Source organism: Marinobacter sp. DY40_1A1, from assembly GCF_016597815.1.
GTDB classification, from domain to species: Bacteria; Pseudomonadota; Gammaproteobacteria; order Pseudomonadales; family Oleiphilaceae; genus Marinobacter; species Marinobacter xiaoshiensis.
On record NZ_VCHA01000001.1, the window covers coordinates 514,461 to 530,248 of the forward strand.

General features: G+C 47.4%; 13 protein-coding genes. All 13 read left to right on the top strand.

All coding sequences use genetic code 11. The features are described from left to right. Positions 1–28: 28 nt before the first annotated feature. The 13 genes from FFI61_RS02380 to FFI61_RS02440 all read left to right on the top strand — a co-directional run bounded on the left by FFI61_RS02380 (position 29) and on the right by FFI61_RS02440 (position 15,770). Positions 29–2,521 carry an SLBB domain-containing protein gene (locus FFI61_RS02380; protein ID WP_200369128.1) on the top strand — a complete coding sequence of 831 codons (2,493 nt, stop codon included), beginning with the start codon at positions 29–31 and terminating at the stop codon, positions 2,519–2,521. Continuing rightward, the gene (locus FFI61_RS02385) at positions 2,521–3,504 is read left to right on the top strand and encodes a Wzz/FepE/Etk N-terminal domain-containing protein (RefSeq protein ID WP_200369129.1); all 984 of its coding nucleotides are present in this window, start codon (positions 2,521–2,523) and stop codon (positions 3,502–3,504) included. The genes FFI61_RS02380 and FFI61_RS02385 overlap by 1 nt, the downstream gene beginning before the upstream one ends. Further along, on the top strand, positions 3,504–4,745 hold the full coding sequence (locus FFI61_RS02390; RefSeq protein ID WP_200369130.1) for a lipopolysaccharide biosynthesis protein: 1,242 nt from the start codon (positions 3,504–3,506) through the stop codon (positions 4,743–4,745). Before FFI61_RS02385 ends, FFI61_RS02390 begins: the two co-directional genes overlap by 1 nt. Positions 4,746–4,784: 39 nt before the next feature. After that, positions 4,785–5,783 (top strand): UDP-N-acetylglucosamine 4,6-dehydratase (inverting), encoded by a 999-nt coding sequence (gene pseB / locus FFI61_RS02395; protein WP_200369131.1) that lies wholly within the window; start codon positions 4,785–4,787, stop codon positions 5,781–5,783. 2 nt (positions 5,784–5,785) lie between these two features. Continuing rightward, a complete protein-coding gene (gene pseC, locus FFI61_RS02400; protein WP_200369132.1) occupies positions 5,786–6,949 on the top strand; it encodes a UDP-4-amino-4,6-dideoxy-N-acetyl-beta-L-altrosamine transaminase in 1,164 nt (387 codons plus the stop codon). Next, a complete protein-coding gene (gene pseF, locus FFI61_RS02405; protein WP_200369133.1) occupies positions 6,946–7,653 on the top strand; it encodes a pseudaminic acid cytidylyltransferase in 708 nt (235 codons plus the stop codon). The genes pseC and pseF overlap by 4 nt, the downstream gene beginning before the upstream one ends. Beyond that, positions 7,653–8,756, top strand: a complete 1,104-nt coding sequence (gene pseG / locus FFI61_RS02410; protein WP_200369134.1) for a UDP-2,4-diacetamido-2,4,6-trideoxy-beta-L-altropyranose hydrolase — start codon at positions 7,653–7,655, stop codon at positions 8,754–8,756. The genes pseF and pseG overlap by 1 nt, the downstream gene beginning before the upstream one ends. Beyond that, a complete protein-coding gene (locus FFI61_RS02415; RefSeq protein ID WP_200369135.1) occupies positions 8,753–9,406 on the top strand; it encodes a formyltransferase family protein in 654 nt (217 codons plus the stop codon). Before pseG ends, FFI61_RS02415 begins: the two co-directional genes overlap by 4 nt. Next, positions 9,393–10,448 carry a pseudaminic acid synthase gene (gene pseI, locus FFI61_RS02420; protein ID WP_200369136.1) on the top strand — a complete coding sequence of 352 codons (1,056 nt, stop codon included), beginning with the start codon at positions 9,393–9,395 and terminating at the stop codon, positions 10,446–10,448. Before FFI61_RS02415 ends, pseI begins: the two co-directional genes overlap by 14 nt. 530 nt (positions 10,449–10,978) lie before the next feature. Continuing rightward, positions 10,979–11,959: a hypothetical protein gene (locus FFI61_RS02425; protein ID WP_200369137.1), complete on the top strand. Its 981-nt coding sequence runs from the start codon at positions 10,979–10,981 to the stop codon at positions 11,957–11,959. Positions 11,960–12,043: 84 nt separating this feature from the next. After that, positions 12,044–13,288: an O-antigen ligase family protein gene (locus FFI61_RS02430; protein WP_200369138.1), complete on the top strand. Its 1,245-nt coding sequence runs from the start codon at positions 12,044–12,046 to the stop codon at positions 13,286–13,288. A gap of 63 nt (positions 13,289–13,351) precedes the next feature. Further along, entirely contained in the window at positions 13,352–14,467 is a 1,116-nt protein-coding gene (locus tag FFI61_RS02435; protein WP_200369139.1) for a glycosyltransferase family 4 protein, read from the top strand. Continuing rightward, entirely contained in the window at positions 14,460–15,770 is a 1,311-nt protein-coding gene (locus tag FFI61_RS02440) for a hypothetical protein (protein ID WP_200369140.1), read from the top strand. The genes FFI61_RS02435 and FFI61_RS02440 overlap by 8 nt, the downstream gene beginning before the upstream one ends. Positions 15,771–15,788: the final 18 nt, after the last annotated feature.

Below are 15,788 nucleotides of genomic sequence, written 5' to 3' on the forward strand. Positions count from 1 at the left end.
CAAATTATACAGCCTCGGATTGAAAACTGTGACGGTAAAAAAGCTCCTTGTTACCCTAGCCCTTATGTTGCCTTTGGCCAGCTACGGACAATCAATAACGCCTGCCCAGATAGAGCAGTTCAAGCAGTTGCCAAGAGCTCAGCAGGAATCCTTGGCCCGACAATATGGTGTGGATCTGGAAAGCCTCAGTGGCGCCAGCAACCGAGCGCAGCGTCCTCAGCAAGTAACAGTTGTTGAGCCGGTTTCCAGCATTACGGACGAAGAGCGGGACGAAGCTCGTGATCAAAAGCAGCAGGAAGATGATCAGGCTGAGAAAAATGGTGGCCTCAAACCCTACGGCTACGACCTCTTCGCTGGCAGCCCCACAACCTTCGCGCCAGTGACAGAAATTCCCATACCTTCCAATTACACCCTTGGGCCTGGCGATGTCCTGCGCATGCAACTTTGGGGTAAAGAAAACCAGAATCTGGAATTGCCCATCAGCAGAGATGGCACCATCAGCTTCCCCCAGTCAGGCCCCATGAGTGTTGCAGGCCTGAGTTTTGATGAGGTACGAGAACAAATCCGAAAGCGGGTCTCTGAGCAGTACATTGGAGTTGAGGCAAGCGTTTCGCTTGGCGAACTCCGCAGCATGCGCGTATTTGTGCTCGGTGAAGCCAGAAACCCAGGTTCCTACAGCGTTAGCTCTCTCACCACCATAACAAACGCGCTGTATGTCTCTGGCGGAATCAAGCAAAACGGCTCACTCCGCAACGTGCAGCACAAGCGAAATGGCAAACTCGTGGGTACGCTCGATCTGTACGACCTTCTCATGAAAGGCGACAGCTCCGCCGATAACCGCCTGCAGCCCGGTGACGTAATCTTCATACCGCCCGTGGGCAAGCGTGCCGGAATAGATGGAGAGGTCTATCGCCCAGCCCTGTATGAACTCAAGAATAATAGTACGCTGGCCGACCTGATCGGCATGGCTGGTGGCAATACGCCACAAGCTTACCTGCAGCGCATCAATATCGAACGCACCAACGAAGACTTTCTGCGCATCATCGCGGAGGCGGACTACACGACCACGGAAGGCAAACAGGTGCGTATAAAGGCTGGCGACACGGTGCGCATTCCGCCGATCTCAGACATTACTGGTCAGTATGTCGAAGTTAAGGGCGCTGCCACCCGACCCGGTAAGTTTGCCTGGGTGCCGGGTATGAGAGTTAGTTCCCTGATACGAAACCTCGAAGCAGATCTGATGCCTTCGGCCGACAAGCGATACGCGGCTATCGTGCGAGTTGACGAAGAAAGCGACAACATCTCAGTACTTAACCTCCGGCTGAGAGAGGCTGTCCAACAAAAAGGTAATGAATTCGACCTCTTTCTTGAAGAAAAAGATCGAATACTGATTTTCTCCGATGCAGGAAAAGTAAAGGGTGGTGAAGAGGGGCAGGACTTCACCCGCGAAAGCCTGTTTGTGCCTGTATTGCAGCGCCTGAAAGCACAAGCAAATCCTGCTAACCCACAGCAAACCATCCAAATTACTGGCCCGGTTCGCTACCCTGGCGAATACCCCATGCCGGCCACCCGTAACCTCGCGGACGCTATTTTCGTAGCAGGAGGGCTGCGAGACTCTGCCTCCTTGTATCAAGCGGAAGTCGCCCGGTACACCACCGATGAAAGCGGTATTGGGCAAACCAGAATACTGAACGTTAATCTGGTTGACGCCCTGGCGGGGCAAATTAAGTTGGCTTTGGAAAGCCGTGACAGAATTCTGATCAAGTCCATTCCAGACTTCGCAAAAACGAGAACTGTCGAGTTGAAGGGCGAGGTTCGCTACCCCGGCACTTACACATTCCGTGATGGTGAAACTCTCAAAGAAGTGCTGGAGCGAGCGGGAGGGCTGACCACCAATGCCTTCCCGAAAGGCGCAGTTTTTTCTAGGGAAAAACTGCGCCAGCTGGAAGCGCAGCGCCTTAGGGAGGCTGAGGAGCGCCTGCAGGGTGATCTGCTTGGAGTGCAATTAGAAGGTGATGGCTTTAGCGGCCAGAGTGCAGACCGGACCAAGCAGGTGCAGGGCCTGCTTGAAGAGGTGCAGAGCAGTAAGCCGGTAGGTCGCCTGGTTATAAACCTTGAGAACGTGTTGAATAGTGCTGACTACCAATCTATTCGCTTGCAGGACGGTGACAGCCTTACGGTACCAATTATTCCGCAGTCAGTATCTGTATTCGGTGAGGTTCAGTTCCCAACCAGTCACCTTCACCACGCTGCACTTACCGTGGATGATTATCTTGAACGCTCTGGCGGGCCAACACGCCAGGCAGACGAAAGCCGCGTGTATGTGGTGAAAGCGAACGGGGCCGTGATGCTACCGGAGAAAAGCCGTTGGTTTGGCGGCCGGAGCCAACAGTTGGAGCCCGGTGATACCGTTATTATGCCGATTGATGTTGACCGGCTGAATCAGCTTGAGCTCTGGACTAACGTGAGCCAGATTGTTTACCAGATGGCGCTTGGTGCTGCGGCAGTAGGGAATTTGTGATGAGCTCGAATGCGGCACAGCAAACTTATTATCCGGATGATGAAATCGACCTACGGGAACTTTTTGCTACTCTTTGGCGAGGGAAGTGGGTAATTGTTCTTTTCACCGTGGTGTTCGCCTTCGCTGGAGTAGCTTACGCACTCTACAAGCCCAACATCTACCAGTCCAGCGTGCTGGTTGCGCCGGCTCAAGAAGAGGGTGGAGGCTTGAGCGGGTTAGCCGGCCAATTTGGTGGTCTGGCGAGCCTGGCGGGAATCAATCTGAGCGGCGGGGGTTCCAATCAAACAGTTATCGCTAAAGAAGTACTGCAATCACGAGCTTTTCTGACGGCATTCTTTCATCGCCATAATATGGAAGTGCCACTCATGGCCATTAAAGGCTGGAACGAAGATAGCGGTGAGTGGGTATACGACCGCAGCGAATACAATCCGGAAGCCTCTGAATGGCTTTTAGATAGCGATGGAAAAAGCTACAAGCCCTCAGACTGGGATATGGTAGAAGCATTCAGAGAAGAGCATTTTAGTATAAGCGAAGCCAAAGACACCGGCATTATTACTGTCAGTGTGAAACATTACTCCCCGGTTATGGCAAAAAAATGGGCAGAAAACCTGGTGAAAGACATCAATGAACATATGCGCAAGCAAGATGTAGAAGAAGCCGAGGCCCGTATTGCCTATCTAGAGGAAAAGCTTAGCGAAACCAACATTTCAGGGATGCAACAGGTGTTCTATCAGCTGATAGAAAGTGAAACCCGAACGGTTATGCTGGCAAATGCGCAACGAGAATACGTGTTTAAAACCGTTGATCCTGCGGTGGTAGCGGAAGAAAAGTCGGAACCCAAACGAGCGTTGATCTGCGTAATTGCAACGCTTCTTGGTGGCATGCTCGGTGTTTTTGTTGTGTTCATAAGAGCTTTCGTCGCCAATGGGCAGAAGCCGGAAGTAAAGGCCGACAAGCGCATTACCACTAGCACTGCGGTTTAATGAAGCACCTCCTTATCAGGCTGATAAATCTTGGTCTGCGGGGCACGACCTTGGTCAGCAAGTTTCTGCTGATTTTTATGCTGGCGCGATATTTGGAGCCTGCAGAACTGGGCCTTTATGGGCTACTAACGGTCACCATTGGCTACTCGTTGTACTTTTTGGGTTTCGATTTTTATATCTTCACAACACGTGAGGTGCTGAAAGCAAAACCAGAGCAGCGCGGCCGACTACTCAAAAGCCAACTGGCACTTAGTCTTATTTTGTACGCCGTGTTTTTACCATTAACGGCTGGATTGTTCGGGCTTGGGCTGCTCCCTTGGTGGCTTTTCCCCTGGTTTTTGTCATTGCTTGTTTTGGAGCATGTTACGCAAGAACTGAATCGTTTGTTGGTAGCCCTGCAAAGACAACTGGTTGCAAGTTGGATATTGTTTTTCAGAGCCGGGGCTTGGTGCTTGGCCGTTGTCGGCGTAATGTTTTTGAATGAGAACAGCCAGCAACTGCAAACTGTCTTGGTAGGCTGGATTGTGGGCAGTAGCATAGGGTTAGTAATTGGTGTGACAGTGTTGTGGCGAACCCGTATGGGTGGATGGCAATTGACGGTTGATTGGAAATGGCTCAAGCAAGGCTTGAGAATCGCACTACCAATGTTAGTTGCAACCCTTGCATTACGCGGAATCTATACAGTGGACAGGTACTGGTTTGAGGCGTTGGCAGGCCTCGACGCGCTGGGTGCATACGTGCTTTTCATAGGTATGTGCACTGCGCTGCTGGGATTTATGGATGCTGGTGTGTTTACTTTCCTGTATCCCGCCATGATTGCGGCGAATGCCAATAATAATTCAGCGGAGTTTCGCCGCAAATACCGGCAGCTCGCATGGCAAACTTTTGCACTCACCGGATTGTTTTCGCTCTGCGCCTGGTTAGTTATTACCCCCCTGTTGGAGTGGCTTGGCAGGCCGCTGTATCTTGAGAAAATTGAGTTGTTTGGTTGGCTACTGCTGGCCACCGGGCTTTTCGTAGTGGGCATGATCCCCCACTATGGCCTTTATGCCAGGGGGAAAGACAAGGCATTGATTACAGCGCATATTGCTGGCTTTTTGGTGTTCCTGCTCAGTACCGCGATCGTCTCGCCCTTTATGGCAGAGATGGCAGTACCCTTGGGTCTGATATTCGCTTTTGTTTTTATATTGGCTTGGAAAACCCTGCAGTTCTACCGATTAACACCCGCCGACTGGCGGTGATACCATTCATCTATACAGTAAAACCCAGAGAAAGTGACTATGCTCGAAAACTCCACCATCCTTGTTACCGGCGGCACAGGCTCCTTTGGCCACAAGTTCATACCAATGACCCTGGCAAAATACAATCCAAAGAAAATCATCGTATTTTCCCGGGATGAAATGAAACAGTGGGAAATGGCCAAGCTGTTCCAAGGTGACGATCGCCTGCGCTTTTTTATTGGCGATGTGCGCGACAGAGAGCGCTTATATCGAGCTCTGGATGGTGTGGATTACGTAGTGCATGCTGCAGCTACGAAAATTGTGCCCACTGCCGAATACAATCCTTTCGAATGCGTGAAAACCAACATCCACGGTGCCATGAACCTGATCGATGCCGCTATCGATAAAGGCATCAAGGGTGTAGTTGCGCTCTCTACCGACAAGGCCAGTAGCCCCATCAACCTGTACGGAGCCACCAAGCTGGCCTCCGACAAACTGTTCGTGGCAGGCAACTCCTACGCCGGTGGCCATCAAACCAAGTTTTCCGTAGTTCGCTATGGCAACGTAATGGGTTCCCGTGGATCCGTCATCCCGTTCTTTATGTCCATCAAAGACAAAGGTGTGCTTCCAATCACCGATCCCCGCATGACCCGTTTTATGATCAGTTTGGAAGAGGGGGTGGATCTGGTATGGCACGCGTTCGAAGACATGGTGGGTGGCGAGATCTACGTTAAAAAGATCCCATCCATGAAGGTAACCGATCTGGCCCGTGTGGTGGCGCCAAATGCTGAGCAAGAAGTTGTGGGTATCCGCCCTGGAGAAAAGCTGCACGAACAAATGATTGGCGCAGAAGACTCTCACTTCACCTACGAGTACCCCGAGCACTTCAAGATTCTGCCGAATATTAACGATTGGGGTACCTGCGAGAACCGAATCAAAGATGGTAAGCGGGTTTCTGAGGGGTTCATCTACGCCAGCGACAATAACACGGAGTGGATGTCAGACGAGGATTTGCAGAGCTGGATCAGTAGTAACTACAGTGAAATCGGTAAAATTTGACCATGATTCCCTACGGCAAGCAGGATATAAATCAAGCTGATATCGATGCGGTATTGGGCGTACTGAGGTCAGATTTCCTGACCCAGGGCCCCAAGGTACCCGCGTTTGAACAAGTTGTTGCCAGCCATGTGGGCGCAGAACACGCCTTGGCCGTTAACAGCGCGACCTCTGCGCTGCACATTGCCTGCCTGGCACTTGGCCTGGGGCAGGGGGATTGGCTGTGGACTACGCCTGTTACCTTTGTAGCCTCTGCTAACTGCGGCCTCTATTGCGGGGCAAAGGTAGACTTTGTGGATATTGATCCAGAAACCTACAACCTTTGCCCACGGGCTCTCGAGGTAAAGCTTGAGCGTGCAGCCAAGGAAAAATGCTTGCCCAAGGTTGTGGTAGTTGTACATCTGTGTGGCCAGCCCTGCAACATGGAAGCTATTGGCATATTGGCAAAGAAATACGGCTTCAAGGTAATCGAAGACGCATCCCACGCAATCGGCGGCAAATACCAGGGTGAGTTTATCGGTAATTGTCGTTACAGCGACATAACGGTATTCAGTTTTCATCCGGTTAAAATCGTAACCACTGCAGAAGGCGGTATGGCGGTTACAAATGACGCAAATCTGGCCGACAAAATGAACCTGTTGCGCAGTCACGGAATTACTCGAGAGCCGACCCACATGACGCAGGAGCCTGATGGCCCTTGGTATTATCAACAAGTGGATCTCGGGTTCAATTACCGGATGACGGAGTTACAGGCTGCCTTGGGTGTAAGTCAGATGGAACGGCTGGATGCATTTGTCGCCCGAAGGCACCAACTGGCGACACGCTATGACCGGCTTTTGGTCGATTTGCCTATTTTATTGCCTTGGCAACACCCAGATAGCTACTCCGGCCTGCATCTCTACGTAATTCGCCTGAAGCTGGGTAGCATCCGCAGAAGCCACCGTGAAGTCTTTGAGTCCCTACGGGAACAGGGCATCGGCGTGAACCTGCACTATATTCCTGTACACACACAGCCCTACTATCAAGCCATGGGGTTCCAGGCGGAGGATTTCCCACAATCCATGGCGTACTATCAGGAAGCTATCAGCTTGCCCATGTTCCAGGGCCTGACGGAAAATCAGCAGGATGACGTGGTTTCAGCGCTCCGCAATGCGCTGGCTGGAGAATGACAATGAGCACAGTAGCCATCATTCCTGCCCGCGGTGGCAGCAAGCGAATCCCCCGCAAAAACATCAAGGAATTCTGTGGCAAGCCAATGATTGGGTGGTCTATCGAGGCCGCACAAAAAAGTGGCTGCTTTGACAGAGTCATTGTCTCTACAGATGACGCGGAAATCGCCGAAGTTGCCAAGCAGTACGGGGCTGAGATTCCCTTTATGCGCCCAGCCCAACTGTCGGACGATCACACTGGAACCATCCCTGTTATTCGCCACGCACTCGAAAGCTTGGGAGAAAATGGTAGCCTGGTATCGCAGGCATGCTGTTTATACGCGACCGCCCCCTTTGTATCACCGGAAGACTTAAAGCGGGGCCACGCTTTGCTCAAAAGCGAAGCCTGCAGTTACGCCTTCTCTGTGACCAGCTATGCGTTTCCCATACAGCGGGCGATTCGCATAACGGGAGAAGGGCGCGTAGCCATGTTCAACCCTGAACACTTTCAGAGCCGGTCTCAGGATCTGGAAGAGGCCTGGCACGATGCCGGCCAGTTCTACTGGGGTACCGCACAAGCCTGGCAGGAAGAGCGGCCCATTTTTTCAGCAGAAGCCATACCAATAGTGCTGCCGAGGCACCGAGTTCAGGATATTGACACACCAGAAGACTGGCAACGCGCAGAATGGCTGTTTAAGGCCCTGCAAGCACCAGGCGCAGAGTAATGCGAATCGCTTTCCGTGCAGACGCCTCAATCCAGATCGGCACTGGCCACGTTATGCGCTGCCTTACGCTGGCGGAGGCCTTGCGTAATCAAGGACACCAGTGTGTATTCATTTGTCGAGACCACCCGGGCCACCTCAGAGAGTTGATTGCGCAAAAGGGATTTGAGATGCACCTGTTGAGCAAACCAAGGCAGTTCGAACTAAATACCAACGACGGTGCTGCATTGGCACACGCTGACTGGCTAGGGGCTACATGGCAGCATGATGCAGAACACACTCTGAAAGTGCTGTCCGGAGCAAACACTGACTGGCTTGTGGTGGATCATTATGCTCTGGATGTGCGCTGGGAAAGTCGGATCGCCAAGCATGTCAATAAAGTGATGGTCATTGATGACATTGCAGACAGACAGCATGAATGTGATTTGCTGCTGGATCAGAATCTTGGTCGAAAGCCGGAAGATTACGACACCCTGATACCAGAAGCATGCAAATGCCTCATCGGCCCTCGCTATGCCCTGCTAAGGCCTGAATTTAGGAAGCTCAGGGCGCATAGCCTGGAGCGAAGGCAAACCCCCAAGCTCGAACGCATACTGATCACGTTGGGTGGTGTGGATCGCGACAACGTTACAGGCCAAGTGCTGCAAGCCTTGGAACAAACCCAGTTACCACCAGAAACGGAACTGGACATTGTGATGGGCGCATCAGCTCCCGGCCTGGAGGCGGTTCGCCTCCAGGCCGAAACATTGCCTTTTAAAGCTACCGTGAGTGTGAACGTTTCGGACATGGCTGAACGCATGTGCCTGGCGGACCTTTGCATCGGTGCTGCGGGAAGCACCTCCTGGGAGCGCTGCTGCCTTGGATTACCGTCTATCATGATTGTGCTCGCCGAGAATCAGCGAGGAATCGGGCAAGCGCTGGAGCAAAGCGGCGCCGCATACCTGGTTGAGAGGGAAGATATTTTGGAGAGTCTTGGCAGCTTTCTGAACGAGTTGATATCCACCGGAAGCGCGCTGGTAAACCTCTCCAACCAAGCAAAAATGATCTGTGACGGCCAAGGCAGTTCGCGCCTGGTGGCAGAATTTTGTAGGGACACCAGTACATGAACATCACCATACTCTGTAGCAGCCCGGACCACCCGGTTACCGCCTTCCTGGAGCGGTGGGCCAGTGAAAAGGAGGGTCAGCACCAGGTACACCTGGTTCGCAAGCGCAGTGAGTTGGCGGGAGGAGATATTCTGTTCTTGGTCTCCTGTTCGGAGATCATCAAGGCCGAACACAGGGCTCTGTACAAGCACACGTTGGTTTTGCACGCGAGCGATTTGCCCAGAGGACGCGGCTGGAGCCCGCACATATGGGAGGTTGTTAATGGTGCGAAATGCATCACGTTAAGCCTGCTGGAAGCGGAAGATAAAGTTGACAGTGGGCGGATATGGCTGAAGCGAGCGATATCAGTCGACAAGACCGACTTGTGGTATGACGTGAACCAAAAACTCTTTCAGGCAGAAATCGACCTGATCAATGAAGCCGTCGAAAATTGTGGGCAAATACAGCCCTATACTCAGGACGCAGATATAACTCCCACATATTACGAGCGCCGCACACCTGCCGATAGCGAGCTGAACCCTAAAATATCCATCGCTGAACAGTTTGACCTGATGCGCATGTGCGACCCTGAACGCTATCCTGCCTGGTTTGAACATCTGGGGCAGAAATACAAGATCAGTCTGGAGAAAGTGGATCATGAAGAAAATTGAAATCGCTGGTCGTCCCATTGGCAACGATTATGAGCCATACATAATTGCTGAAATGTCTGCTAACCATAATGGCAACATCGAAACGGCTTTCCGGATTATTGAAGAAGCAAAGAAGGCCGGCGCAGACGCTATCAAAATCCAGACCTACACGCCAGACACCATCACCCTGAACTCCGATCTGCCAGATTTTCAGATTAAAGGTGGATTGTGGGACGGCAAAACCCTGTACGAGCTTTACGAATGGGCTCACACTCCATGGGACTGGCATAAACCCATGTTTGAGCATGCGCGCAGACTTGGTATTACCATGTTCAGCTCACCGTTCGACACCACCGCAGTCGACCTTCTGGAAGACCTGAATGCCCCAGCCTATAAGATCGCATCCTTTGAGGCTGTCGATCTACCGCTAATCCGCTATGCAGCAGCCACTGGCAAACCAATGATAATCTCCACTGGTATGGCGGACTCAGAAGAAATCGAAGAGGCCATCGCAGCGGCCAGAGAAGGCGGTTGCAAAGAATTGGCTATTCTGCATTGCGTGAGCGGCTATCCTGCACCTCCCGAGGATTACAACCTGCGCACCATACCGGACATGATGGAGCGCTTTGGGTTGGTAACCGGGCTTTCTGACCATACACTTGATAACACCACGGCGATTGCAAGTGTGGTGCTGGGCGCGTCACTTATTGAAAAGCACTTTACACTGGATAGAAACGGTGGCGGTCCGGATGATAGCTTTTCATTGGAGCCATCCGGCCTCGTAGCCCTTTGCAGAGACAGCAAAACCGCATGGAAGGCCCTGGGTAGTATCGATTACGGGCGTAAATCCAGTGAGCAGGGGAATGTGCAGTTTCGGCGTTCATTGTACTTCGTCAAAGATATGAAGGTGGGCGAAGTGGTGAGTGAAGAAGCGATCCGCAGCGTAAGGCCCGGATACGGGTTGGCACCCAAAGAGTTTGGGAAGCTTGTTGGGAGTACATTACGAAGGGATGTAAAGGCCAATACGCGGGTTGAAAAGAATCTTTTCATAGTTAAAGCTTGAAAAAGTTGAAAGCGCCTACAGCGTTATATTTGCGAGGAGTGATATCTTCCCAAAGATGTTGACCTGATTTTTCCACTTTTAGAAGCGACGAAGAGTGTTGAGCCTACCTAGTAGTAGGCTGAGGTTATACGGTACATTTAGCTATATATTAAGAAAGTTGAATGGGCCATTATTTGTGAATCTAGAAAGCCTGATATTTTGGTCGCTGCGAAAAAATGAGCAAGCATTTTCAGTTTATGATTTACAGCTAGCTTGTTTCGAATCATAACAGTAAGGGTTATATTCCATTCCCACTTGAGCTCATCGATATAGTCAGAACGCTCTTACTTGTTGCTATGTAAGATGCCGCGATTCTTGTGGCTATCAGCTGGTAATTTGCAAGTCTCAGAAATTATTAAACTGTTTTAGATCGCTTGGGTCATTTAAGGGCCTAAGCTAAGTAGGCAACTGGATCGACGCTTGAAGATTTCATCAGGTTACCTAATTTACTGTGTCAATCTTGCACGATAGAAAGCTAATGGTCTCTTAAAATGAGAAAAGTGTTCATCTGCCTAACACCTCTTCACGTTTTGTGGAGTATTTCCGCGCATGATTTACATGCCGATGACTTTATAATTGTTGTCGATCATTCGGGATCGATAAATAAATTCTCTAGTCTTGTTGAAGCAAACTTGTTGTGCAAAGTCTTTTATTACGATGCGTCAAATAAAGTTTTTGTTTTAAGGGATGTGGTGAATAGCTATTTTAATTTGAGAAGTCCGTTGCTATCTATTATAAATCAATGCTCAATTGGTTCTGAGTTTGTTTTGTATTTGTACAATGATAGGCCTTTTGAGGTCCAATTCTTAGCCCAACATTTACAATACGCAGAATGTGCTTATGTTGAAGATGGCAGTGCGCCATACAATGATCACTGGTTGAAGTTTGGGGCTTCGCATAGATTGCTGTCATTAATATTTGATTTTTATGATCCGATTAACGTTCTCGGCACCTCAAAATATATTGAAAAATCTTTCTTTAGCTACCCTTCTTTGGTTCGCAACGAAAATAAAAAATATCCTCGAGTTAATATAAAAATGGATATAGCCAGACTAAGATTTTTTCGACAATATCTTCCGGCTGTGAGTGTTGACAATAATGAGTGTATTGTGTTTATTTTGATGTCCGAAGATAAGGATAAAGAATATTATATAAGTTTATTGAAAGATTTAATTATTGCCGGTATTTTAGAAATGGCTGATTATGTTAGTGTGTTCAAAATGCATCCATTGTCAAGGCAGGTGCGTGATAAGGACAAACAAGTCGATAATATACCTAAGTATTTTCCAGCTGAAATTTTCCCTATGGTTAACCCCAGTGTCACTTGTGTAATAGGTAACGGCTCCACTGCTTTGCAGAATATTAAAATATTGTTTCCAAGTGTTCTTGTTATTAACGCGATAAGCGGCAAAAAATCGATATATGATGATGCTCTAGAGAGGATGGGGGTTTTTAGTTTTTTTGTAAAGTAAATGCAAGCAATGTTTTCGATTTGTAGTGTTTATGTATTTGAAGCAGTTTAAACATACTTTGTGATTTTTTTCATTTGGAAGTTAATGGTGTTTTATAATAATAGGCAGGGACTTCAGGTTTCAGATTTTTTTGCGATATTTTTATTTTTATCTTCAATATCTGCTGCATTTGGAATAGTTTTTAGAAGTAATCAACTTCCAACAAACTACATATCGGAAATGTTTTTATTCGCTTGGGTTTTTGTTCTTTTTTATACTAAGAGAATGCAGGTTTCAAAAAGAAGCTTGAGTATCTCAATATTAATATATCTTTGTTATTTGCCGATAAGTGTGTCGTTTTCGTTTCACAATGATTTATATTATTCTGCGAAGGCAATGTTCTATGCAATTGCAGGAGTCCTGATTTATTTTTGCTCAGATCGAGCGGCTAAAAAAAGTTCAGAGTTTGATGTTATTTTGGGTTTTAAGGCGTTTCAGTTTGGTTTGTTTTTGACGTTAATAATTTGGCTTGTGAACGGTGATTTGGTTGAAAATGCAATGCTTCTCCGTCATACCTCGATCGCGTTATCTTATAATGATGCAGGGTTTATGGCTTTAATGCTTATAATTGTTTCCACTATCATGACGCATGGAAGGAGGTTGAATGTATTGATAGCTTTTCTGTTTTTTGGGGTTTCTCTTCTCGTTTTGATTAAGGGGTTAAATAAAAGTTCAATAGTTTTTATGTTTTTATTCTTTGCCATCTATTTTTTTGAATTTCGATTAAGTATAAAGTCGTTTTTCTTGATTTTTTTAGTAATTCTTGCTCTGATACTGTTTTTGGTAATTTTTTCTGATGCTTTAGAACCTCTTTTTAGTCAAAAGAGTAGTGTTGCATCTCTAACGACTCTTACAGGCAGAACCTTCATCTGGGGGCTCACTCTAGATTCAATTAATACGTGGTCTAAACTGATTTTCGGCCATGGGTATGGTTCGGCTGAAGTGTTCTTCCGTGATTATGTGTTCACAGAGCTAAATTACGCGCATGCTCACAACGCGGTGATTCAGTCATTATTCGAGATAGGCATGTTGGGTAGTTTTTTTGTGCACTTGATTATTTTTTATAATATTAAACATTCATTATATCTCGTGAAGTTAATGGGTAATAAAACGGTTATTCCGAATATTTTTTTGTGGCTCAACCTTTCCCTTCTGTTTAGAGGTTTGACAGAGCCTAGTTACGTTCAGGTTGGCAGCTTTGCCTCTTATCTTATTATTATGTCTTTTGTTTTCCTACGAGTATGTCCTTTCCTGGTATTTGGGGAAAGGGTTAAAAGTAAAATGCCTTGATATACCAGTGACTCGCGACTTAAAAAAGTCAATGACGTTGCAGTGAGATAAAGGTGAATTTATATGATTAAGATGTTTTTTCTTTTGCAGTTGCCGCCACCTCTGCATGGTGCTTCAGTTGTTAATTCCTCTTTAATCGAAAGCCAATATGTTCGTTCAGAATTCGAAATAGATCATGTGGATATATCGCCCGCCCTAACAATGTCGGATTTGGAGAAGTTGACTTTACGCAAGCTCGTTAGAGTTGTAGTAATTATTTTTCGTTCAATAATAAAATATAATGAGTTTAAGCCAAGTATTGTCTATCTAACGCTTAGTCCTCGAGGCTTCGCTTTCTACAAAGACAGTTTTCTTGCACTGCTTCTTAAATTTTGTGGTGCAAATATGGTTTTCCACATGCATGGCAAAGGCATAGCAAAAATTGTCGATCGCTCCAGTGTGAAAAAATGGTTTTATAAGTGTGTCTTCAAGAATGTTGATATCATCCATCTCAGCCCCACTCTATTTTCTGATGTTGATAGCGTCAGGGATCAGTCTAGGTTAATCATAGCAGTGCCTAATGGTGTAGCAGATCCCGGGTATGTGGTTCGGGAACTGGACACTCGAATGAACTTTTTATATTTGTCGAATATGGTGAGGTCGAAAGGGCCAGATACTGCTGCCAAGGCGGTGACGCTTCTACCTGCGTCGCTTAAAGGTCGTGTCAGTATGTCGTTTGTAGGGGCGCCTACTGATTCCGAATTCATGGAGGAGTTTGAGAAGACTGTTGCTGCGGAAAAGGATGCGAGTATGAGATTTGAAGGGCCGAAATACGGAGCCGAAAAAGAGCAGGCGCTCGCTGCTGCAAATGTGTTTGTGCTTCCCACTAAGTTTCCGAATGAGTGCTTTCCTCTGTCTATATTGGAGGCTATGGCCGCGGGGCTTGCTGTAATTGCGAGTGACGAGGGTGCTATCGCTGATATTGTCGAGGATGGTATAAGCGGTTTCGTATTGTCAGAGGCTACTCCAGAAGCTGTACGTGATAAAATGGAAATTTATATTAACAATCCACAGTTGGCGCGCATGCACGGCGAAGCCGGGCGTCGTTTGTTTGAAGAAAAATATACTCATAATAAATTTGAAGAAAATTTCATTAACGCGATGACTCATATAATTCAAACCCGGAACGTCAATGATTAAGTGTATATGCAAAGATGAAATGCCACATGGGATTTATGAGGTACCGATAGAACCTGATAAGCCCTTCCAAAGGCAAGATGTAAGAAAACTATGGTTTTTTTTGCTTCGCGAAGGGGTCAGACCCACCCTTGAAAAGGTATTTGCACGAATTAGGCAACAAAAAAGAGCTCTTCACCAGACAGTTGCTGTCAGGGTGGGGTATTGTAACGGAATTTCATTTGATGGCGGTCAGAATTTCTATTTTTCAGACCTACCTCAGTCGCATTGGGCTTCTCCATTTTCATACGACATTCTGGCGCAGTCGGATGAAGAAAAAGGCTGCTCGAAAAACCCGGTTGTAAATGCACTCTACGTTCTTGGGTTTGGGAATTATGCGCAAACTTACACCAAGCTACTCCATGAGAAGCTTCGAGGCCGCTATCTACTGGATTATAACCATTCCATCCTAAACGATTACGCTGATAAATTTGATTTTTTTGGCAATAATATTAAGACACTTCTCCCTGTTTGGGCCATTGATACGAACCCAGTGGCTGTCGTCGCGTCCTATCACTCGGATCACGCTCGGCAAGCCTATAGGCTTTTCAAATCCAACCCAGAGGGCTTTATATTTATAGAAAAGCCGCCGCTTGTAGATATTTCAGAGTTGGATCTATTTCGCGAGATGTATTCAAATAATGCGCGAATTAATATAGGCTTTAATAGGCGGTTTTCACCACTTGCCCGGCGGTTGCGAAATGAATTGAGCGAGTCCGCTCCGAAGTTTATAAATATTTCTGTCAATGAAGTAAAAATCAATCCCAGTCATTGGTATTTTTGGCCAAATCAGGGTACTCGAATTACTGGCAACGCCTGTCACTGGATTGATATGTGTCAATGGTTCGTCAACACAAAACCTACGCATCTTAACTTATTATCGTCCTGTGCTGATAAAGACGATTGTGTGCTCGCTATCTCGTATCAAGACGGATCGCTGGCTTCAATATTTTTGTCAGATAAGGGTAATAGTTTACGTGGAGTTCAGGAGAGCATCAAAGTTAAGCAAGATGGACAGACGTTTGTGCTGAATGATATGACTGAGCTGTTTACGTTAAAAAAGTCTGGCGCTAGCAAGCGAATCATACGTTTAAAGAGAGATAAGGGGCATAGGCGGATGTACGATAATTTTTTAAATGATGTTCAGAAAGGTAGAATTTCAAACCAGTACCCGTTGGAAGATCTCGAGTTTGTTAGTAGGGTAATGGCTGAGTTTTCCGATATGCTTGAAAGAAATGTAAAAACTCGTAAATTAGAATGGGATTAGATCATTGAAACAGGTTAC

What these genes read in the sequence shown, in the direction of transcription:
- FFI61_RS02430 (WP_200369138.1), top strand. Translation starts at nt 12,044, where the DNA reads ATGGTGTTTTATAATAATAGGCAGGGACTTCAGGTTTCAGATTTTTTT.
- FFI61_RS02385 (WP_200369129.1), top strand. Translation starts at nt 2,521, where the DNA reads ATGAGCTCGAATGCGGCACAGCAAACTTATTATCCGGATGATGAAATC.
- FFI61_RS02390 (WP_200369130.1), top strand. Translation starts at nt 3,504, where the DNA reads ATGAAGCACCTCCTTATCAGGCTGATAAATCTTGGTCTGCGGGGCACG.
- FFI61_RS02415 (WP_200369135.1), top strand. Translation starts at nt 8,753, where the DNA reads ATGAACATCACCATACTCTGTAGCAGCCCGGACCACCCGGTTACCGCC.
- FFI61_RS02425 (WP_200369137.1), top strand. Translation starts at nt 10,979, where the DNA reads ATGAGAAAAGTGTTCATCTGCCTAACACCTCTTCACGTTTTGTGGAGT.
- pseG (WP_200369134.1), top strand. Translation starts at nt 7,653, where the DNA reads ATGCGAATCGCTTTCCGTGCAGACGCCTCAATCCAGATCGGCACTGGC.
- pseF (WP_200369133.1), top strand. Translation starts at nt 6,946, where the DNA reads ATGACAATGAGCACAGTAGCCATCATTCCTGCCCGCGGTGGCAGCAAG.
- FFI61_RS02440 (WP_200369140.1), top strand. Translation starts at nt 14,460, where the DNA reads ATGATTAAGTGTATATGCAAAGATGAAATGCCACATGGGATTTATGAG.
- pseI (WP_200369136.1), top strand. Translation starts at nt 9,393, where the DNA reads ATGAAGAAAATTGAAATCGCTGGTCGTCCCATTGGCAACGATTATGAG.
- FFI61_RS02435 (WP_200369139.1), top strand. Translation starts at nt 13,352, where the DNA reads ATGATTAAGATGTTTTTTCTTTTGCAGTTGCCGCCACCTCTGCATGGT.
- pseC (WP_200369132.1), top strand. Translation starts at nt 5,786, where the DNA reads ATGATTCCCTACGGCAAGCAGGATATAAATCAAGCTGATATCGATGCG.
- pseB (WP_200369131.1), top strand. Translation starts at nt 4,785, where the DNA reads ATGCTCGAAAACTCCACCATCCTTGTTACCGGCGGCACAGGCTCCTTT.